This is a genomic window from Paenibacillus sp. RC67 (assembly GCF_030020805.1).
Classification (GTDB): Bacteria; Bacillota; Bacilli; order Paenibacillales; family NBRC-103111; genus Paenibacillus_S.
Genome location: NZ_CP125098.1, coordinates 6,631,621 through 6,652,294 on the forward strand (window position 1 = coordinate 6,631,621; position 20,674 = coordinate 6,652,294).

Here is a 20,674-nt window from a genome sequence, read left to right on the forward strand (position 1 = left end):
AAGCTTATGTTGAGGTTTTGTAAAAAAAACAACATAATTCGACTTTTTTCTACACAATCCAACACTTACCATTGGTACTTATTTAAATCTTTAACGTTTACGCAAAAAGGACTGCCCCATGGCAGTCCAAGTCAGTTGAGAAACCAAAAAAATCCAAAAATTTATTAATACCCTAATAAGGTGTATCTGGGAATAATTTACACCTACCTTTTAAACCATTGAATATACTACCGAAGTATCACATACCTATCTCAGTAAAATTTCTCCACAAACCACCCTACAAAGGAAATATCTTATAATTAACGAGCGATAGGCAGTGCGTAATAATCGAACGCCTTATCGAGCAGCGCACTGGCTTCTTGACGGCTGATATTTTGGATGGAGCGGAAGTCTACGGTCTGGTCCGCACTTACCTTTGTATCCGGATCGACAATCCCTTGAGCGACGAGCGCTTTAATAGCATCGACTGCCCAAACATCCGTTTGCCCTATCAATTTAACATCGGTGGCTGGCGGGACATGCTTCAGATTCTGAATCATGACAGCTGCCATTTGCCTAGTGATTGGAGCCGTTGGCTGATAATCCGGCAGCCCCGTTACCATCTGTTTCTTACTGCCGGCAACCCAATAGGGCATATTGTGAAATCCTTGTGCACGCAGCAATACATCCGCGAACTCGCCTTGTGTCATCGTTCCTTTAGGATCGAAGCGGTTACCCGATTTGCCTCCCATAACATCCATTGCATGTAGATGATCAATATGTGTTTTGTATGGGCTCTCATTCGGGACGTCGATGAACGCCGGTTTCAGCTTCACCTTTTGCGAATGAGCAACAATATCGAGAGTCTTGGGATTCGTATAATAGAAGTAGGCAATCGTTCCCTCCGCATCTTTCTTAAACGCTACCTTATTGCCGGATTCGTCATCAAATAACAACGGATGGATCATTTTGAGCGTATGCTTGCCTGAACCTGTTTCCATGAGCAAACTCCCACCCTCGTACGAAAACTTCGTCCTTACTCCCTCGATCCTCGTGTTCTTGTATAACCCGACATACTCTTTAGCTTGCTGTTCCGATAGAGGAGAATAGGCAGCCGGAGGCGTTGGTTGCTTCTTGGGGTAATAGTGGTTCATGAATGCCTCATACACTTCAACACTCATCATCGTATCGTTGTTGTAGGACATATAGAACGCCGTATTCTTCTCTGGCAGGATAGCGATCAAGGAAGAGTGTCCCGGAACGTTCCCTCCCTTGAGCAGCACATGCTCATCATTCATCAGCTCTTTGAAATATTCTTCAAACCCAACGGTTGTGATGGGAATGGTTGGGTCAACATAAACCTGATAAGTGTGTATGAGATCGATGCTTTTGGGGCTTACGATTTCCTTGCCTTCATACTTTCCTTTGTTAAGATGCATGATCAAATACTTTGCCATGTCCTCGCCGTTAGACAGCATGCTTCCCTGGGGCCATTCGGATGGCGCAAACCCCACCGTCTGCTGCAGCTCCCCGTTAGGCCCGTAATGCGCGGCCATTTTACCCAACAGCTCTGGAGTCATTCGTGCGCTAGTTGTATTCATCCCTAACGGTTTAAACACATTCCTTTCCATATATTCGGAGTAAGGCATTCCGCTTACGTTTTGGACCGCATAGCCTGCCAACAAAAAACCAAAATTATCATAGGTATAAGCTTCCCCAGGGGGTCTTACAATCGTCGGCATATGCGCAGCGAGATAATCCTTCATTGGAATGTCTTTATTAATGTAGTCGGGAGAAAGATCGGTCACGATGTCCGGCATATCTACGCCGCTCGTATAAGTGAGCAAATCGTACATCGTCAACGGCTTACCTGTTTTATTCGGTACTTTCAATCCTCCTAGATACTTCTGAATATCTTCCTTTATATTCAGCTTCCCCTGATCTGCCAGCTGCAAGGCAGCTAACGCAGTAAATGTCTTCGTCACCGAGCCGATTTGGAATACGGTGCTTGGGTCGACCGGTATTTTCTTTTCCTTATCTGCATAGCCATAGCCTTTACTTAATACCACTTTCCCGTCCTTAACGACAACAAAGTTAGAACCGACGGTATTGAATTTCTTCATCTTTTCTGCAAATAGTACATCTGCGAACTTCTCAACTTCCTTCGGATTGTTAGGCCCCTCCGCTGCTGTAGATCCGTCAGGCGCTGCCGTGCACCCGGTAAAAACCGTCGCCAATAATAGCAGTGATGCTAGGCTCATGCTGCGAAACCTTCTTTTCATTCTATCCCTCTCCTTGTATCCTGTTTGCCTTAAAGCTGGCTAACCGAGTATGGCAAAGTGAACGTCACAGGAGCCAGTGACTTTTCGTCATCTCTTTTATCTGAGTGTCTATTCTCTGTCATATGACATTATGGCACTAGCTAATTGACAACAGGACCAGCAGCAGCATGGACTACATTTGGAGGTTTTTTTCTGGAGCACAGTGAAGGTTGGCTGATATACTAAGGTCAATAAGCTGATCCACGGGAAAGAAGGGTTATCTGAATGCAACTGGAATTACACGCGAGTGAATATAAAGTGACAGCCGAAGGCTTAACGATAGTGCTGTTGCCTAAGGAGTTTGCTCTTTTGCAATTTCTTGATCGTAACAGAGGTCGTACCTTCAGCCGGGAACAGCTGCTCGATAATGTGTGGCCGCTCGAATATCCGGTTGAGCGGACGGTGGATGACCATGTCTACAGGCTGCGTAAGAAGCTGCGCCCTTGGGCAGGTCTCGAGATTAAGGCGGTTCGGGGGATCGGCTATAGTCTGACTGTGCAGAATCCAAAGACCGCAAGGGAAGCGAACCCCACCACCTTGGATACAGAGCTGCATGAGACGATGCGGGATATATTCGAGAAATACCACCAATACGGCCAGGGCCGTTCTATGCTGACCCTTGCTCGCCAACAGGATGTGCTTGGATATGAGCTGGATCCGTTCTATTCCGCCTATGTCCGTTTTGTACAAGGGGATTTGGAATGGCTGCTAACCACGGACGAGGTTCCGCTGAACGAACGCTTATATTCACTGTTGTTGTTTTATATTTTCACGGGAACCCCCAAGCTGAGGCTTACCTTATGCGAACAAGTGCTTGAAAAGAACCTGTTGTCTCCCGCGCAGCACAGAGAAATGGAGATTCTCAACATTCTTGATATGTATACACTGGCGGGTGAGTCTGATAAAGCGCTTGAACGCTTGAAGGTGAGTCACACTGTGATCGCTGAACCGAATTTAGAGCATTTCATCCCGCAAACAGCTATTACCGAGATGTTTGTGAACCTGGTTGCAGAAGCAGAGGAACACAAGCTGGAAAAAATGGCCGAAGCAATTGAAACCGGAATTTTGTCCACCAAGCCTTTTCTACGCGAGATCGGCAGTTACAAAGTGGTCAAGGGACTGTGGATGCTGCGGCGTCAAGCATGGCATGAAGCGGAAAATTTGCTGGACGAGGGACTTCAGGTCCTGGATAGATCCGGTTTTGTGCCGATGCGGCTGTATGCCCTGCACCGAATTGTTCATTATTGCAGCATGTTTCCCCCGAAGAAAAAATTGCAGCAAAAATACACAGATATTTTTGAAGAAGAGCAGGAGCGGATTGGCCTCAAAAGGCTGTTAGAGCCCTTGGAATCTGTGATACTAAAAGAGCTGGGCCGTTGTTGATCGCTCTGATCATTCTCTGACATTTCTCCGTTACAGTAATATCATGCCTTATTCGATCTTACTGTGATTTGGAGGAATGAGTAATGACAGCTTCACAACCAGCAGGTGCAAGCCTTCTTCATAACAAGGTATACATGCGCGTATATTGCGCCTTTGCGGCAGCAACCCTTGGCGACTGGTTTGATACATTGGCCATCCAGGTGCTTGTAGGCTATCTCTGGCATGCCAGTCCGCTGATGCTGGCCCTGATTCCGGTCGCCAATGCTCTGCCCAGTATCCTGCTCGGTTCGTTTGCAGGAGTCGCTGCCGACAAGATGAACAAGCTGAAGCTGATTCGTATTTGCGATCTGCTTACAGCAGTCTTAACCCTACTCGTGTTATTCGCTCCCAATATGTTATGGCTGCTTCCTCTGCTCATGTTCCGCGCAGCCGTATCTACGTTAAATGTGCCCGCACTTCAGTCATTGACACGCACCATAGTCAGTGAGGATCAGCTGCTTCAGGCTGCATCTCTCAACGGGATCGTAAACCAAGGTTCCAAAATCGCTGGTCCTTTATTAGGGGGATTCGCCTTATCCCTCCTGTCGCCGCAGTGGTGCATTTTGATATGTGCTTGCCTTAGGCTGGGTTCCTATCTAATGCTGCTCACAGTCAAAAGTACAGAGGCGGGAGCCTCCTGGAAAGCACTTGAACGGAAGCATCCATCCGCAACCTCGCTGCCAGAGCAACCTATTCCACTGCGTACCCTATGGAAAGAAGGCTGGAACTTCATGCTGCACAGCCGACTGCTGCTGACTACCATGCTGTTCGGATTAACCGGAACACTCGCAATTCAGATGATCGACTTTCAGTTCACCAGCCTCTTCCGGGCGCTTGCACCGGATCAGGAATCTTTGCTCGGCTGGATGGTGGCGGCATCGGGTGCAGGTGCCCTACTCATCATTGTAGCGATGAACCGAATGAAGCGCGCAGTGAGTTATGGTTGGAGGTTTGGAAGCGGTTATGCGCTGATTGGCTTATCCGTTGTAGGGCTAGGATTAATCCCTGCCGAGGTTTCCGCCCTTCCCGTGCTAGTACTTGGGTTCGTGCTGGGAATCGGCAACGGCATGTTCATAGTTACATTCAACTATTGTCTACACAAAGAAACGCCTCCACATATGACCGGCCGCGTGTTCGGAATTCAGAGCACACTCCTAGGGATGGTTATGATAGGAGCCCCACTGCTTGGGGGACTACTGGTGCAAGTTAACGGTCCCGCCCATACCTTCTTGAACATCGGTATAGTGATTACTGTGATCGGCCTGCTGGGCATTTTGTTAGGGAGAGTGCTGTGGCCGACTAGGTCAAAAGTGCTTAAAAGCAATGGGTCTGTAGAGCAATTTACAAATGAACTTGTGAACTAGCTACAGTTACATTAAGATGGATGAAGATTCAGAGCAGCAACAAATAGCTGCATTGGACTTACTTTTGGGGGGATTTGATTAAATGGATCCAAACATACGAAACATTGCAGAAGCTAGCGATCCAAATGCTTGGAATTCTTCAGATTACATTCATAGTGACCTACTGGCCACTAAGGAGCTTGTATATAACCCGTGCGGGTTGGAATGCTCTCGACCACTCTCAGAAGTACAAAATGCCGACTATGGGGCCTATGTATTTCATTTGAATGCTCTCTCTATTAGATTTCGTGTTGCAAAAATCACTCCTACCAAGGTTGGGCAATTTGTAACTTTATGGGAACGCATTGGAGATGGACCAACCCAACCCTATGATGTATCAGATCCAATTGATTTCTTCGTTATTAGTACACGCAAAGGCAATAGCTTTGGTCAGTTTATATTTCCTAAATCTGTATTATGTGATCAGGATATTGTATCCAATAAAGGCAGCGGCGGCAAAAGAGGCATACGAGTTTACCCTGCCTGGGACCAGCCTACGAGCCGTCAGGCTCAGAAAACTCAAAAATGGCAGTTGGACTATTTCCTAGAGATACCTGTGGATGGACCCGTAGACTTTGTTCGTGCTCAAATGCTTTACGGTCTTTAGAGGATAACACCTACTGAACTCCAGTGGGGCATGCCCCTCCAGCCGCTGTTGAAACCCGTGAATTTGATTAGAATTAGCAGTATATTCACGAATTTCAAAGGCGGACGTAAACTCCTCCAAGGCATACCCCACCTCCTTATATAGCATATTTCCAGAGAAGAAGATTTCTCGACAGACTCCACACCAAATGCTGGCGTGCTTTTTTGTTTAAAGATCCAACCGGATCGTGCCGCTTACCGCGGGAATCCAGGTATCAGGACAAACCGCCAACATCCCGTCTTCCGTCCGCTCATTGAACTTCTATAGTAAAGTAAAATTGTGCATTTCCTTGATCCGCGAACCATTCACAATGGATGCTATACATGTAAATACCTTTTTCTGCGGGGGTTTGGTAAGGATCACTATTGTCCTTGTTATCATTACGGGTTAGCGTAAATGACTTTATTCCAGGAGGAGCTATCGTCGTAATCATTGTATTAGGAGGGACAACGACTGGCTGGACTCCTTTCTCCTTTATGATTTCGGCTGGCGGAATCATATCTACCACCTTACAACTTGCATTAAAAAGTGCACCGCTACACCATGAGTAAGTGCCTTGCAAAACTGGAACTTGCTTCTCATTGACTCGAATGCCCGGTAGTGGAGGCTCCGCCGCTCGGATCCATTGATGTCCGAAGCCTTGGTTACTCGTTAACCCGCGAACGTAATAGCCCACTAGAAACGATAAAATGATAAGAACAGGTATCCACCATTTTGTTAACTTCATACCGCACCGCCCTTTCTAATACGATAGACGGTTTACAATATCTCCTTGTTGCAGCTCCGTTTTAATCTCTTTTACCCGATAGCTTGCGCCCATTTGCTGAGCGAAGGACGGATTTCCGTACCTTCTGTAATCCAATTCATCAAATCCTGTTTAACGAGCTGCCGATTAGCGTTCCACTTTTGACTTACGTAGAAAGCGCTCCTAGATGCTTTATCCAGCTCGGAAAGAGCGAGTTTCAGGAATGGATTGTTTTCAGTGCTGAGTCTAAGGGCAGTTGATTTTGCAGCAGGCAGCTGACTTAACGGAGAGCCCATTTCCGGAACGGACAACTCCTTCAACAACTCCCATGCCGCTTCGGGATGAATGCAACCGGATGAAATGCCGTATCCTCCCATGTACATCATGTTCGTATCCTTCCCATTTGCCGATAGAGGCAAGCCAACCGCACCGTACTCATCCTTACGCTGACTCATCAAGAAAGGAATCCACCATGAAAAATCATAAACCATAGCAAACTGCTCCGTAAAAGCCTTATCCCCTTCTCCAACAGTCCCCGGCATCGGAGCCAAATGGTGTACCCGGAACCAGTCGACAATCATCTGCAATGCCGAAGCCGTTGCTTCTCCATCCACATACCCTCGTGACGTACTTCCATCAGCTGAAAAGTAAGCTCCGCCGCTTCGCTTGACAAACGGCTCAAACCACTCGATATCGACACCGAGTCTCAGCCCATACTGCTTATCCGTAGTCAATCGGCTAGCGATCTCAATAAATTGCTCGAACGTCCAGCCATTATGCGGCTCCTCTATTCCCGCTTCCTTGAATGCTTTCTTGCGATAATAAATAAGCGGAACTGCGATATCTACGGGAAGCGCCGCCAGTTTATCGTCATCGGTCGGTCCGGCAATAGCTCCGCCATAGAAATCATCTAGGGTAAGACGAGTATCCTGCTGCAAATAAGGCATCAGATCGATGATAAGTCCTTGCCGTAAATAGGGACCAAACACACTTTCCGATAAGTGGATCACATCCGCAGGTTCACCGCTCTTGATTTTGTTCAATACATTGAAATTTCCGTTAGCCTGTTCAATTTGCACCTCAATGCCATCATTCTCAGCCACGAACCTATCTGCCTTTTGGTGCAAGGCTTCCAAGCTTTTCCCATTAGCTTGTGTAATGACTGTCAGCAGCTTTGTTCCGCTCATTCTAAATCCCCCTGCTTCGTATTTTTTAACTTCAATAGTTGGATGTACTCTTCTAACATCCGTACAGCTTGCTCCTCCGCCTGTTGTGCTTGACCCAGCCATTCTGATGCATCCCTCAAAGTATCGGCCGTCCATTCGTACTCACCTAGAAGCGGAGCGGCTGCGCTTATTTGCTTTAAGTAACCTGCTGCCTCGTCGTATAACGCAGCCGCATCCTCAAGTACGACTTCCTCATGTCTGTTCGTGGCTAATGATCGCACAAATCGGCCTGCAAAAGCTCTGGCATTGGAGCAGGTATGAGCCAAATAACGATGACCATAAGGATTAGCCAGGCGTGGACCGCTTTCCAGATGGCGAATCCATTGGTCATAAGCTCTAATTCCGCATATATGCTCGTCATTCTCGTTTTCACGCGCTTGCCTAACAACAATTTGCAGTAGTTGACCTAAATCACTTTCTTTTACAATGCGGCCCGTCTTCTGTAATCCGCAAAAAAATCGAAGCGGAGATGCGGACAGTTCCTCATAAGTCAACGTTTTCCGGTAAGGCGGCGTGATGTCCGTCAGCTCTACAGTCCGATCCAAATCGTTGTAGCTGTAAATCAAATTCCATTCATACACATACGGGCGTTTGACATACGTATCGAAAAACAGCACCGGACAGCCGCAATCAACAAACCGCCTTATAAACTGCATGACAGGTGGCTCGTCGGCCGATACCACCTCGAACAGCATGGCAACCTGATGAATAGGTACAGGCGTTCCTTCCAGTTGGCCTGTCAAATAGACAGCTTCGTATCCATATTCTCTTACGAGCTTGCTAATTTCCTGCTTCCAATCGAATAGAAAAATACCGTCGGCATACGTATTTTGCTTGGAAATTTTAAGGCGAAATGCATGACCGCTTCTCCCCATCAAATCTGCTGCTGTCGCACCCTCGCCTCGAGCACGAAGCAGTTTGCTCATTCTGTCCACATAAGTTACCTTAACATCAAGAACGCCTGTAGGCATGGACAAGGAGTTTTTACGAAGCACCGCAGCAGTAGAGGTTAATCCGAATGGTTGACCGTCTTCAAGCGCTCTTTTCTGTATCTTCGCTTTGGATCGGTATAGGTAAGTATGAACGCTGCCTGATGTCGTTCCGAACCGTTCAGCCACTTCGCCCGCTGATAGCTGCATGAAAAAATAGGCGTCAAACATCCCACGTTCCCGTTCATTCAAGCAGGGCAGCAGGCTGCGGAACAAGTGAAGCCATTCCTTTCGCAGCAGTGCTCGCTGTGGCTCTGCATCAGCTGGATGTTCATCATTCCTTCGGGCAATCAACCGTTCCAGCACATCAGCCTGAGAATCAGGATCGCTATGCTCCTTACCGATGACTAAACTAGAGATCGGCATTTCCCTGCCATACGGTCCTCCTCTTCGAAGCTTCATATGAGCCTCGTTTTTCACAATTTGCCTCAGCCACATCACGAATCGGTCCGGATGTACAAGCCTTCCGACATGCAGAAACGCTTTTATGAAAGCTTCTTGTGTAATATCCTCTGCCAAGCCGCTATCCTGAGCCATCTTCTTCGCCCAGCCAACCGCTTGGTCTCTGTGGCGTTGAATCAGCTCTCCGAACGCTTCCATATCGCCCATACGGGCTCGATCCGCGATTTCTGCATCGTCGAGCAGCTGCTCCCCATGCTCCATGTTCTTATCACGGGGCTTCATCTAGCGTCACCTCCTGTTCCCCTTAACTATATAGATGCCAATTGAAGTTATGGACACAACAAAAACGCCGAGAACTTTTTTCAAAGCTTTCGACGTCTCAAGTAAATGTCCTTCCATATTCTGTTACTACTTGGTTATTTCATAGAAGTTTTTGCCAAACATAAATTCAAACACCCGATGACCCAATCCGCCTTTAGTCATACAACGCGCGAAGCTATGCGTGGATTGGGGCAAGGTTTCGTAATGATACCGTGTATCCAAACCACGTTGATGCGCAGCTGCACGAATGGCGGTTAGCCAACTCAAGCCTCTTTCAACTCTATTCAACCCTTGCTGAGCATCTACTGCAGCATCTTGGTTTAATGAGGTGCCACGCTCTGTATCGGCTTCACCGACCAAAACACAGGTTGGAATGTTCAAGAAGCGATCCGGGTCCATCTCCACATCTTCCAAGCCTGGGAAGGAGCCGATACCTTGCGGGTATTCAAAAGAATGATCAGGAAACGTATACCATCCAGCCGCCCCAACAACTAAACACTCCACTCTCTCGGGATAGGCCAATGCATATCGGTGGGCAAATTGACCACCACCAGAGTAACCGAATAAGTAGACTTTGTCCGTAGCAGCCTCTGTTAATGCTCCAACCTCTTCAAGGATCCTATCCAAGGCACGGTCTGAACGTTCCCCCTGGCCCTCGCGTCCAAGGCAATTGTAATCGGGAAATCGCGACTTGTCATACATTGGGGCGACAAGCACAACCCCATACTGCTCTGCGAACGGAGCCAACCGATTAGCATGTTCAGCCGCGTTTCTGGAAATGCCATGAACCGTTATAAATATTGGGGCCCCCGATTCTATTCCTTTAGGAACATAAAGATAATAAGAAAGAAGCGGATCGGTCTTCAAAGTTCGTTCCATCAATTCACCTTGTATCATGCACATTCTTCCTTCTTCTGGTTATTTTTTGATGTCGGTTTGTATCATCTTATTAATTTTTTCTTCAGAATCTCGAAGCGCAGTGTTGACGTCCTTGCTACCACCCTGATACAGCGTAAATTCATCTCGCAGAATCGTCGTAGCCTTCCCTAGATACTCCGACATGATAACAGCAGGGGCAGCTTTACTTTTGAAAATACTGTCCACATGCTTGCCCTTGAGCGATGGAATTTCTGTACCAAACGCTTTAATGATGTCCGGATTTTTCAGTGCGGTCAAGCGGGCGGTTTTGGCTGCCGATATTCTTTGCACCTCATCTGAAGTAAGCGTCTTCATAACTTCGATTGCGGCGTCCTTATGGGCGCTTGACTTGGTAACGGCAATGACATGAGTATTCATCATAGCATACGTATTTGGCCGTTCAGGAAAGCTTGGATACTGAGCGACGTCCCAGTTCATATCGCTGTTCGCTTTCTCCGCCTCCAACAGACGAGGAATCATGTTGACGGCTGTCAGCATAGCAATGTTTTTATTTTTAGTAAATACATCGTCGTCGTTGTTGAAAAATTTGGCGGGTGTGTTCCCATTAATGGAGTATATGTTTCTGCCAAGCTCGAAAACCCGCTTCCATTGATCGTTGTTTACTATCGCTTTGTTCGTCTTGGCATCCACGGCGCCTAAAGATAACGGATAATGAAGCGACGCCAAATTTTGAATGCCAAGCCCGCGATAATCAACACCTCCCTCGGAGCGCGTCACCTTTTTGGCCAGTTCCACGGTATCATCCCAGGTCATGCCATCCTTGGGATACGGGACGCCGAATTTATCGAATATATCTTTATTATAATATAGCGCATAATGCTGTAGAGCAAACGGAAGCGCGTATAATTCATTGCTATCGGACACCATACGAATTGCACTGATTGCATCGGGATTGAACCGATCGAGGTCTACTTTATGCTTGTTAAGCAGCGGAGTTACATCCTCAAGCAAGCCCATCTCTTTGGTAAACAAGAGACGACCGTTCCAGGTTAGAATTAGATCAGGGGGACTGCCTGCTGCAATAAGATCCTCTATATTGGTCCCTTTGCCCGGCTTGATCAGTTCCAGCTTAATATTAGGATGAACCTTCTTGACGGGGTCTACTAGCAAAGTCTGAAAATCTTCATCTGTTATAGAAATAACGATCGGAGCTACCGTTAACGTTACCGGCTCATTGATCACAGTCGGGTCCTGCCCGGTGGTGGTTACCGTGTTACCATCGCTTTTATTGCAGCCGATAAGAACCTGCCCTAATACCGTTATGGCGATCAAGCATACCGCGGCCTTACTTTTGTTCATCTCATGTACTTTCATATCGCTCCCCCTAATGAACTTATTCTTTGAACAGAAATTCAAACACGGACGTACCCATTCGTCCTCTATCCATACATTGCGCGAAATTATGAGCGGAATTCGGAATAAGCTTAAATAAAAACACATTAGTAAGCGCTTTCGATTTGGCAGCTTCGTTCATTGCTTCTACCCATCTTTGTCCTCGCTCTACCCTATTGCCCCCTTGCTGGGCGTCAATATCCGGTGATTGCTCTAGAGCATCTCCATGATTCGTATCCCGCTCGCCAACCAGCACGAGCGTTGGAATGCTTAAAAATTTCATCGGGTCCAACAGCAAATCAGGCATATCGGGGATCCCCTCCCGTATTCCCTGCGGATATGACAGCGACCTATCAGGGAACGTGTACCAGCCTGCTGCACCAACCACTAGCCTAGCAATCCGCTCAGGATGTGCCATCGCATACCGATGAGCAAATTGTCCGCCTCCGGAGTAACCGAACAGGTAGAGCTGTTTCGTACTCGCACTCGTTATGCGGCCTGTTTCCTCTACGATAAGGTCAAGCTGCCGATCTGCTCGCACTTGCTTGCCTTTACCACCCAGCTGCTGATAGTTCGGCGCACGCTCTTCAGAAAAAAGTGGAGCTATCAGCACGACCCCATAGGCATCCGCAAAAGGGGCAAATTTCTCCGCATGCAGTTTGGCATCCCGAGAGGTCCCATGCACAGTCACGAACATTGGACTATCTTGCTTAGCTGAAGCCGGTTTGTATACGTAGTACGGTTGGTTCGGATCATTCTGCAAATAGCGCAGCTGAATGACGCCTGTTCGCAAAGGGTTCTGCTCCGGCTCCCTGGATTCAACCGACAGGCTTGCACCGTCGTCTATGATCCTGCTGCATCCCGCTCCCCCTACTACCAACAGTATTAACAAAGCTATACTCCACCATGGCGACAAGACAATGGATCTCACACCCCACCACCTTACTCGAACAAAATATCATAAGCGGAATAAAGCTCCTCCAGCTTCTGAAGCCTGCTCATAATTCGGGTATGATCCTTCATACGCATCCCCACTACGACCAAGTTTAAAAGGCTAACGACGGGTGCAATGGAATTAAGTCCCGTCTCATCCTTATTTGTATTTGTCAGTAAGGTGTAGCTTGAGATGCAGCCTATAGGAGAAAGCTTGTTATCGGTAACTGATATAAGTGTCGCCCCCTGCACCTGAGCCGTCTTTGCATATTTATGGGTCTCCCTCGCATAACGAGGAAATGAAATGGCGACCACCACCGATTGGTTCGTCAAATTCGCCAGGCCTTCCAGCACATCCCCGTTAGAAGAAATCAGCTTCACATTATCCCGCAAATTTCCAAGCATCATCGCGAACCAGCTTGCGGCTGCGTAGGAGGAACGGCCTCCAACCACATGCACCGTATCCGCTTGAATGAGGTGATCGATCACTTTATCCATGTGATCCAAATCTAGCTGAGCCAAGGTTTGTTTGAGAATGTGAATATCCTGCTCAATGATTTTTGCGTACGGATTTCCAGTTCCTATCGCCTCACCCGCATCTTGCTGAGCGGCCAGCTGATTTTGATCCAATATTTGTTTGCGGATTCCTTTCTGCATCTCGGAAAAGCTATTGAATCCTAATGCATAAGACAGACGTATAACCGTCGTCTCGCTAACTTCCGTGTCTCTGCTAATCTTGGCGATCGTATCGTAGCTCGCTTTCTCTAGATGCTGCAGAATATACTCCGCCACTTTTTTTTGACCTGCAGATAATCCGTTAAATTTTTGCTTAACCAAATCCTCGAACTGCAGCAATTCCGTCATCGTTGCTTTCAAAGCCTCCTTTAATGAATTATATTCTCCTATAAATATATAAAGTAGAATTATTTACTTCATAATGTAACATACCTATCCTTAAATTGAAATAGGCTAAAAAGCAAAAAAAGCCTCCGAAGAGGCACAACAGCATGACAGTCGAAACTAAGCATGATGAAGCGAATAATGCATAATGAACTCATTCCCGCTCCTGCCCGCTCGGTTGATTCCTTTATAATGAAAGCCAGACTTCTCATATAATCGCTTTGCCAGCGAATTACTTTCATTAACGGCAAGAACAACCTCATTCACTTGAGGAAAATGATTTAGAACCAACTCAGGCAATTGATTCATCGCCTTGCTTGCCAAGCCTTTGCCTTGATGGTTCCTGTCGATAGAAAAAGCACGCAATAATAGGGCATCTTTATTACCGGCTAAAGTCCGAAATTCTTCACTATGATGCAAAACAAAAAATCCTACAGGCTCTTCCTCCAAAAGGATAACGACCGGATAACGATCCCGATCCTCCAAAGACAAATCGATAATGGCGCTTGGCAAAGCAACAAAGTTTTTTTGCTCCTCATCCAGCGTAAAGCCTCGAATAGTGGAATCCCATTCCGGACTGTAAAATGCAAGACGACAGCTCATTGCGTCCCCTCCTCTTTCACAACTTGGTGTGAATACTGTAGTTAGAATAAACCTTTCTATCTACTTTGAGCAAGGGGCAGTAAGTAATCAGCCGACACTTTTCCATAAAGTAAAACTAAGCTGTGGAGGAGTAAGGGCCCCTATTAGGAAACCGAGAGATGCAAGCTCTTTTGCGGTCGCTTCTCCAATTCCACTAGAAGCGCCCGTAATAATAACAACTTTACCTAGAATATTAGACATATAGAATGTCGTCCTTTCGTTATTTTTATTCAGCTTTCGAAAACAATTCTTTTGCAACCGTAATGGCTGACATTGCCTTCGGCCAACCAGCATAAAAAGCAAGATGTGTCATTGCCTCGATTAATTCTTCTTCCGAAAGTCCATTTTGTTTTGCTAAATTTAAATGGGATTTCAGTTGTTGCGTATTACCGCCAGTAATTAAGCTAGATACGGTAATTAAACAGCGGTCACGTGGAGAAAGCTCCTCACGCTTCCACACATCTCCAAATAAGACATCATCGGTTAATTCAGCTATCTTTGGTGCAATATCTCCATACTTTTTCTGTGCGACAGAAAGTTCTTTTGAATCTGACATTGAATTTCCCTTCTTTCATTTCAAGGTCACCCTCTGAGTTATTCTTAGCTAAACTCTCTACGACGAGGCAATGAGAACCACAGCCCATCGAGCCATTCCAATTCCTGTTGAGTTAATTCACCCAGATCAGCAGCACGCAGACTAGCATCCAATTGCTCTGGATGACTCGCACCAATGATAGCGGAGGTGATTCCTGGTTGATGTGTAACCCAACGCACAGCTGTTGTGGTCGGATCATAGTTATACTCCTGGCACCAGGACTGGTATCTTTTAACAGCATCAAAGTTCGCCTCTTGCCAATAGCGCTCCTGATACAATTTACCAGCATTGTTTCCAAGTCCGAAGCGAGTCCCTTCTTCAATACTAGCGTTTTTGCTGTAGCGTCCCGTTAACAAACCACCCGCAAGCGGGTTGTAGCTGATAATACCAAGCCCTTCATCCAGTGCCATTGGAACCAAGTCGTCCTCGATCATCCGAAATAACAGATTGTAGCGAGGCTGAACGCTCACGATTCGGGCGTAATTTTTTTCTGTTTGCAATTCCGTTTGCCTTAGCTACTTGCCAAGCACGCCAATTGGATACACCTATGTAGCGTACTTTACCTTGTTCAATGAGATCATCAAACGCACGCAACGTTTCATCCACGGGGGTGCTATCGTCGAATTGATGTGCTTGATAGAGGTCGATATAGTCCGTTTTTAAGCGGCGAAGACTATCCTCCACGGCTGCTATGATGTGCTTCCTGCTTAATCCCTTGTCATTGGCACCAGGTCCCATCACTCCAAAACACTTTGTTGCGAGAACGACTTTGTCTCGTTTACCCTCTAACCATTCCCCAATAATCGATTCAGTTGCACCGGCGATTTCATACGATGACCTCCCGATCGGATATACATCTGCTGTGTCGATAAAATTGACTCCAGCATCAAATGCCTTGTTGAGAATCTCGAACGAGATATTTTTGTCCGCTTGGTTACCGAAAGTCATGGTACCCAGACACAAATTCGTTACTTTTAAGCCTGTCCTTCCAAGAGAACGAATTTTCATCCTAATTTCTCCTCTCTGCTGAGTGTGAGCTTTTCGTTCGTCAAAACTGGAACTTATGCCCAAGCAACCGGGTCCTCTAGCAATAGCTTCTAGTCCATTTTTTCCCAATGTACGCTTTGGCATTATTGATCTTCATTTTATTGGTGATATTTTAATTCCTAGTGTTGATCATTGTGTTCTATCTAAGTATGCAGCAAATAATAAAACGACCGATATCCAATTTATCGCAAATGATTGCCTAATCCTCTCACAACGACTTACACGACAGATGAATATGCATTATAATGGGACTATTAAAATGAGGGAGCAAGGAGAATCTTATGGCTGAATCCATATATAAACAGCAGGACGAGCTTGCCAAACTTATAGACCGTTATTCAGGCCAAGAGGGTGTTAACGCGACTGCGATTCCATCTTTATTTTTTATTCGCCGCTCTAATGTTACCGGTCCAAAGCACAGTGTTTACAAGCCTTCCTTATGCATTATCGTTCAAGGCGCAAAGGAAGTATGGCTGGCACAGGAGCGCTTTAGGTACAGTCCTGCCGATTACCTTGTTGCATCGGTTGACCTGCCGGTTATCGGACAAGTTATAGAAGCTTCTTCCGATATTCCGTATTTGGCTCTCAATCTTGTATTTACACCGAGTCAAATCTTAGAGGTTTTACGTGATTCTGAAATTCGTGGCGGAAAGAAAGAGAATGCTAAGCGAGCCATGTTTGTCAGCCCTATAGAGTTATCTATGTTGGATGCGGTAATCAGATTAGCTCGTTTGTTAGACAACCCGAAGGATATTCCGGTACTTGCTCCTCTGTTTACGAAGGAAATTCTCTATAAGGTTCTGCAAGGGCAGCATGGGGGTACACTGGAACAAATTGCAATAGAGGGAAGCTCTACCAACCGGATCAGAAACGTTATCGAACAAATAAAGAATAACTATGATAAGTCTTTTAGGATTGAGGAGCTTGCGGAAATAGCGAATATGAGTGCTGCTTCACTTCATAGGTACTTTAAAGAGGTAACCGCTATGAGCCCTATTCAGTTTCAAAAGCAACTGAGACTACAGGAAGCCCGACGCCTGTTATTGTCTGAGTCAACAGATGCTGCTGATGTCGCATTCCATGTAGGCTATGAAAGTCCATCTCAGTTCAGTCGTGAATATTCCCGAATGTTTGGTTTTCCACCAAGAGAAGATATAAAGCGCCTGAGAGCAAAATATGACCAATGATTAACACATGAAGATCCCACTCCATGTGTGTGTGGGGACAATACTGAAGATTCCGACATGGATATTTATTTTGTTATGTATCATTTGTAATTTTATTCCTATCGACTATCCCCTAATTTCTTTGAAGTATTTTCGTTAAATACTCAGGATATTATTATTAAATCAAGGGCGTTGAGTAATTGAACAAACCTGGCCATTACTTTAATAAACAAAAGAGGAGCTGCCGCGAAGCTAGCCCCTCAACTATCATATCCGTATCAGTAATGGTTAGCGAGATAATTTCTTTTCTCATGCTAATAGAAGTATTACTATTACTATAAACACGCTAATAAACGGCTTTGAAACTAGTTCTGGTTGTTTTAATGCTCGCCCTTCACTCAACCAGCTTGTTAGGGTTTGTTATTTATAAGTCGAGGAGGTCAGCGGAATCAAGAAGCCGCCGCCGGATTTAGTCTCAATATTGACATAAATATCTTTATAGCCAGCGATATCGACTTCAATTGTCTTTAATCCGTCGTTAATAGAAACCGACTCTTTCTTTAATGTCGCGAACGAATCGGTGTCCTTGATCTCGATACTTTCAATATCTTTGCCGAGAGCTGCGACTTGCAAGCTTAGCTTGGAATATTTTTTGTTAGGAGAGAGTATGAAGCTTCCCGCACTTTCTTTATTAATCAAGACTTCTTTATAATCAGTTCCTTTATAGGTGGTGTCATTTTTGTCTTTAGAAAGGTACGTGTTATCGAATTTTTCCGTTGAAACCGCAACGCCTTCTGCCTTAACTCCAAGCAGGACCGTGCTCGAGCTGGAATCATAATCGACACCTACCCCCAAAGCATTGGCAATGGCGCGAACCGGCAAGTAAGTATTCCCCTCATATGTAATGGGTTCAACGACTTTCCCTTGCTCATCCTGCAGTTGTACCGGCTTGCCGTCTACTTTTACTTTCAAATCGTGGTTCAGATAAGCTTTGATTTCTTCGAGATTCGTTGCGGCAAATGCCAATGCACCTGCGTTAAGCATCAGGGATGTTCCTAGAACCATTGCTACCACTTTTTTATTCATTTTGATATCCTCTCCATTGCGTTTAATTGAATAAAACTATGTTTCTCTTCTAATTTACAGTTCAGTGTAATTATACCTGTGAATAGTTACAATCCTAGGGACCAGAGACATATTTTACTGTATCCGATCCCCTGTCCTATAGGCTTTAAAGAAATCAGCATTAGTTGGCTGTCGATGAATTGTTCCAATTGGATAAATAAGTAGCCGGGAATGGGATAAAGTTAAGCCTTTCTACCGTTTCTTTAAAGTATGCCATTGAGTTCTCATAAAGAGGGTTATTAGCATTAGAATAATAATTCAGATGATCCAAACCGATCCATACATGAAATAGGTTTTCAAAAGTATCGTAATCACTTTTTGTACTCTCGGTTGAATAATGCTCCATAAATGTATTTCTGTACAATTCATATTCATAATCATTGTACTTAAATTTCATCCAGTAGGTCATTCTCGATATGTCAGCTATCCAGTTGTATGACATTGCGTCATCCCAATCTATTAAAGTAAGCTCGCCCTCCTCATCGATCATTACGTTTTTTGTTGATAGATCACCATGATTTAATACAGATGGAAGGCTTTCGCATAAACGAAGTCTGTCAATGACCGGTTTCTTTATTTCCAATAAGCTGTTTTTATCGAATAACTGCTTGTTTATCAAAGCATTCGTAATCTCATCATATTTATCATTCATAAAATCAATAAATGAAATATAACCAGCCACGCCACTACCAATGTACCCGTAGTTTTCAATGTGTATCCTATGTATTTTAGATACCAACAGTGCTAATTTTTTATAAAACTCTTTTCCCGATTTCAAATCGAAAACAATAGGATCTGCATTTACTCCGGGTAGGTATTCCTCAATCAGAAATCCGGTCTGAAAATATGAATCGTTTCTGTCGAATGTAATAATCTTCGCACAGCCAATATGATTTTCGATTAATTTATGATTTATAAAAATGAGTTTTCCGTCTTCGGGCCAGGTTCTCTTCTTATATAGTTTAAAAATATAAAATTTGCGATCTACTAAAATTTTAAACACTGAATTATTAGGAACGTTCTCAAATTTTTCAACATATTCAACTTCTGCATTCAATAATTCCTTAGCTTTTCTTCTTATGTGAACGATTAATTCTTCCATAGCTTCACCTTAGCCTTTCTACCAGTACATTCTCCCCTAATGAGAGCTATTCAAGCGCTCGATTTAAATTTACCATATTTTGTATTTTCGTGTGTATGGAAAGTTTTTATAATAGAGAATTGCCCGTTCGTACTATGAGGTGCTGACAACATCGCCTTTATTGTTGGCAATGTTAAATAACCAGTCGCCCCTTCATTTCCGACGACTGGTTTTCGTAATATGGCAAGATGTTTTGTTCAATGTCTCACAACCGGGGTACAGTCCCGTCGCAATACCGACTGTGGTTTTTCCTTACTTGCTGAGCTTTAGAGATCGAGCTCCTTAACTTCCTTAACGTGCAGCGGTTGATTCGCACTTCCATTTGTGACTGATGTCATCCCCTCTTCCGCTTTTTTTTCTTCAGCCTTACACCCTCCTGAGAAAGTCGCACCAAACAGTAAAGCCGTTACGCCAGTGCTGAAAAATATGCTTATCATCAAACCCCATCTCCTGACTTGATAGTAATGCAGCACCGTACCTAATGAACGTACCGGTTCACCAAGTGCAGCGCCAGATAATTAACCCAATCTACAAACCGTCAAATAACCGTCAAAATTCTCGCTGCAAGAATACATCAAGCACTAGCATTGCAAGCATTAGTATCGCAATATGAATGTCACACCGGCAAGCTGCATTTTGTCATAGGTTCTATAGTACATGCCCCAAATGTCATATGACATTTTTACACTGGTGCGAGTGACGCTAGAAGCCGTACGATGCAGATATTATATGGAGAGGAGCGATGAGCCTCATGAAATCAGGTTTCATCCAAAATGGTTATTTTTTATTATTCACTTTCATAACAGGATTGTTTTACTTTTGTTTTTACATGGTAGCTCTGTCGTTCAGTTTAAGTCTTTCATTTACGGTAATCGGCATCCCACTAGTTACGCGCGTATTGCGAACTACTACAACCTTCATCCAGTTCGAGCGTACGCAGACCAAGATTTATACCGATATTACGACGGCCCCTTACGACAGAAAAGTAACAACCGAAGCATCGGTCTGGGCTCAAGCCAAATTAGAGCTAACGGATCGCCGCAACTGGTCTGCCGTCTTTTGGTTAATGCAGAAGTTCGTGATCGGACTCGTCAGTCTCGTCAGCGCAGCCGTTCTCTATTTAGTACCGCTTGCCTTCCTGTTGGCACCTCTTTTGTATCGATTCATTGAAATGAATGTCATTTTCATGCAGGTAGACACTTTTGCGAAATCACTCCTTGTAATGGCTGTGGGAGCGCTGCTTGCCGCAATAAGCTTCAAGCTTACTGATGCTTTGGCGAAAACAATCGGAGGATATACGGCCAGCATGATTCGGCAGCTAAACCGATAGCTGATTGTTTCCCGCCTTTGTGTAAGGTGCCGCAGCATGAACTAGCAAATATGACACCGCGCGAAGGTTT

The 20,674-nt window shown here is 45.2% G+C and carries 20 protein-coding genes and 1 pseudogene; 5 read left to right on the forward strand and 16 right to left on the reverse strand.

Going from position 1 to position 20,674, the window contains the following annotated elements; genetic code table 11:
* Window positions 1–299: 299 nt before the first annotated feature.
* The gene (locus tag QMA13_RS30035; RefSeq protein WP_282937316.1) at window positions 300–2,261 is read right to left on the reverse strand and encodes a serine hydrolase domain-containing protein; all 1,962 of its coding nucleotides are present in this window, start codon (window positions 2,259–2,261) and stop codon (window positions 300–302) included.
* 264 nt (window positions 2,262–2,525) lie between these two features.
* Between QMA13_RS30035 and QMA13_RS30040 the strand changes: the two genes are divergently transcribed.
* The 3 genes from QMA13_RS30040 to QMA13_RS30050 all read left to right on the forward strand — a co-directional run bounded on the left by QMA13_RS30040 (window position 2,526) and on the right by QMA13_RS30050 (window position 5,732).
* Window positions 2,526–3,683: a winged helix-turn-helix domain-containing protein gene (locus QMA13_RS30040; RefSeq protein WP_282937317.1), complete on the forward strand. Its 1,158-nt coding sequence runs from the start codon at window positions 2,526–2,528 to the stop codon at window positions 3,681–3,683.
* An 83-nt stretch (window positions 3,684–3,766) separates the two neighbouring features.
* Complete coding sequence (locus QMA13_RS30045; protein WP_282937318.1) at window positions 3,767–5,086, forward strand: MFS transporter; 1,320 nt, start codon at window positions 3,767–3,769, stop codon at window positions 5,084–5,086.
* Between the two features lie 82 nt (window positions 5,087–5,168).
* Window positions 5,169–5,732, forward strand: a complete 564-nt coding sequence (locus QMA13_RS30050; RefSeq protein ID WP_282937319.1) for a MepB family protein — start codon at window positions 5,169–5,171, stop codon at window positions 5,730–5,732.
* 289 nt (window positions 5,733–6,021) lie between these two features.
* On the opposite strand, the gene QMA13_RS30055 is transcribed toward QMA13_RS30050, so the two are convergent.
* From QMA13_RS30055 to QMA13_RS30110, 12 genes and pseudogenes are all read right to left on the reverse strand, one after another.
* Window positions 6,022–6,498 (reverse strand): hypothetical protein, encoded by a 477-nt coding sequence (locus tag QMA13_RS30055; RefSeq protein ID WP_282937320.1) that lies wholly within the window; start codon window positions 6,496–6,498, stop codon window positions 6,022–6,024.
* Between the two features lie 71 nt (window positions 6,499–6,569).
* On the reverse strand, window positions 6,570–7,703 hold the full coding sequence (locus QMA13_RS30060) for an extracellular solute-binding protein (RefSeq protein WP_282937321.1): 1,134 nt from the start codon (window positions 7,701–7,703) through the stop codon (window positions 6,570–6,572).
* A complete protein-coding gene (locus QMA13_RS30065; protein ID WP_282937322.1) occupies window positions 7,700–9,415 on the reverse strand; it encodes an RNA polymerase sigma factor in 1,716 nt (571 codons plus the stop codon). The genes QMA13_RS30060 and QMA13_RS30065 overlap by 4 nt, the downstream gene beginning before the upstream one ends.
* A gap of 126 nt (window positions 9,416–9,541) precedes the next feature.
* Window positions 9,542–10,351 carry an alpha/beta fold hydrolase gene (locus tag QMA13_RS30070; RefSeq protein WP_282937323.1) on the reverse strand — a complete coding sequence of 270 codons (810 nt, stop codon included), beginning with the start codon at window positions 10,349–10,351 and terminating at the stop codon, window positions 9,542–9,544.
* A 21-nt stretch (window positions 10,352–10,372) separates the two neighbouring features.
* Window positions 10,373–11,707, reverse strand: a complete 1,335-nt coding sequence (locus QMA13_RS30075) for an ABC transporter substrate-binding protein (protein ID WP_282937324.1) — start codon at window positions 11,705–11,707, stop codon at window positions 10,373–10,375.
* A 19-nt stretch (window positions 11,708–11,726) separates the two neighbouring features.
* A complete protein-coding gene (locus QMA13_RS30080; RefSeq protein ID WP_282937325.1) occupies window positions 11,727–12,656 on the reverse strand; it encodes an alpha/beta hydrolase family protein in 930 nt (309 codons plus the stop codon).
* Between the two features lie 11 nt (window positions 12,657–12,667).
* The gene (locus tag QMA13_RS30085) at window positions 12,668–13,534 is read right to left on the reverse strand and encodes a MurR/RpiR family transcriptional regulator (protein ID WP_282937326.1); all 867 of its coding nucleotides are present in this window, start codon (window positions 13,532–13,534) and stop codon (window positions 12,668–12,670) included.
* Window positions 13,535–13,678: 144 nt separating this feature from the next.
* A complete protein-coding gene (locus QMA13_RS30090; protein ID WP_282937327.1) occupies window positions 13,679–14,161 on the reverse strand; it encodes a GNAT family N-acetyltransferase in 483 nt (160 codons plus the stop codon).
* A 150-nt stretch (window positions 14,162–14,311) separates the two neighbouring features.
* Window positions 14,312–14,401 (reverse strand): annotated as a pseudogene (locus QMA13_RS30095) (SDR family NAD(P)-dependent oxidoreductase); the annotation flags it as partial.
* 25 nt (window positions 14,402–14,426) lie between these two features.
* Complete coding sequence (locus tag QMA13_RS30100) at window positions 14,427–14,756, reverse strand: carboxymuconolactone decarboxylase family protein (RefSeq protein WP_282937328.1); 330 nt, start codon at window positions 14,754–14,756, stop codon at window positions 14,427–14,429.
* A 44-nt stretch (window positions 14,757–14,800) separates the two neighbouring features.
* Window positions 14,801–15,229 (reverse strand): aldo/keto reductase, encoded by a 429-nt coding sequence (locus QMA13_RS30105; RefSeq protein WP_282937329.1) that lies wholly within the window; start codon window positions 15,227–15,229, stop codon window positions 14,801–14,803.
* On the reverse strand, window positions 15,192–15,803 hold the full coding sequence (locus QMA13_RS30110) for an aldo/keto reductase (protein WP_282937330.1): 612 nt from the start codon (window positions 15,801–15,803) through the stop codon (window positions 15,192–15,194). The genes QMA13_RS30105 and QMA13_RS30110 overlap by 38 nt, the downstream gene beginning before the upstream one ends.
* 320 nt (window positions 15,804–16,123) lie before the next feature.
* Between QMA13_RS30110 and QMA13_RS30115 the strand changes: the two genes are divergently transcribed.
* The gene (locus QMA13_RS30115) at window positions 16,124–17,029 is read left to right on the forward strand and encodes an AraC family transcriptional regulator (protein WP_282937331.1); all 906 of its coding nucleotides are present in this window, start codon (window positions 16,124–16,126) and stop codon (window positions 17,027–17,029) included.
* A 399-nt stretch (window positions 17,030–17,428) separates the two neighbouring features.
* Here QMA13_RS30115 and QMA13_RS30120 read toward each other — a convergent pair whose 3' ends face one another.
* The 3 genes from QMA13_RS30120 to QMA13_RS30130 all read right to left on the reverse strand — a co-directional run bounded on the left by QMA13_RS30120 (window position 17,429) and on the right by QMA13_RS30130 (window position 19,711).
* A complete protein-coding gene (locus QMA13_RS30120) occupies window positions 17,429–18,094 on the reverse strand; it encodes a stalk domain-containing protein (RefSeq protein ID WP_282937332.1) in 666 nt (221 codons plus the stop codon).
* A gap of 160 nt (window positions 18,095–18,254) precedes the next feature.
* A complete protein-coding gene (locus tag QMA13_RS30125; protein WP_282937333.1) occupies window positions 18,255–19,235 on the reverse strand; it encodes an aminoglycoside phosphotransferase family protein in 981 nt (326 codons plus the stop codon).
* 305 nt (window positions 19,236–19,540) lie between these two features.
* Window positions 19,541–19,711: a hypothetical protein gene (locus tag QMA13_RS30130; RefSeq protein ID WP_282937334.1), complete on the reverse strand. Its 171-nt coding sequence runs from the start codon at window positions 19,709–19,711 to the stop codon at window positions 19,541–19,543.
* 314 nt (window positions 19,712–20,025) lie between these two features.
* Here QMA13_RS30130 and QMA13_RS30135 point away from each other — a divergent pair, with 314 nt between their 5' ends.
* On the forward strand, window positions 20,026–20,604 hold the full coding sequence (locus tag QMA13_RS30135; RefSeq protein ID WP_282937335.1) for a sensor domain-containing protein: 579 nt from the start codon (window positions 20,026–20,028) through the stop codon (window positions 20,602–20,604).
* Window positions 20,605–20,674 lie beyond the last annotated feature (70 nt).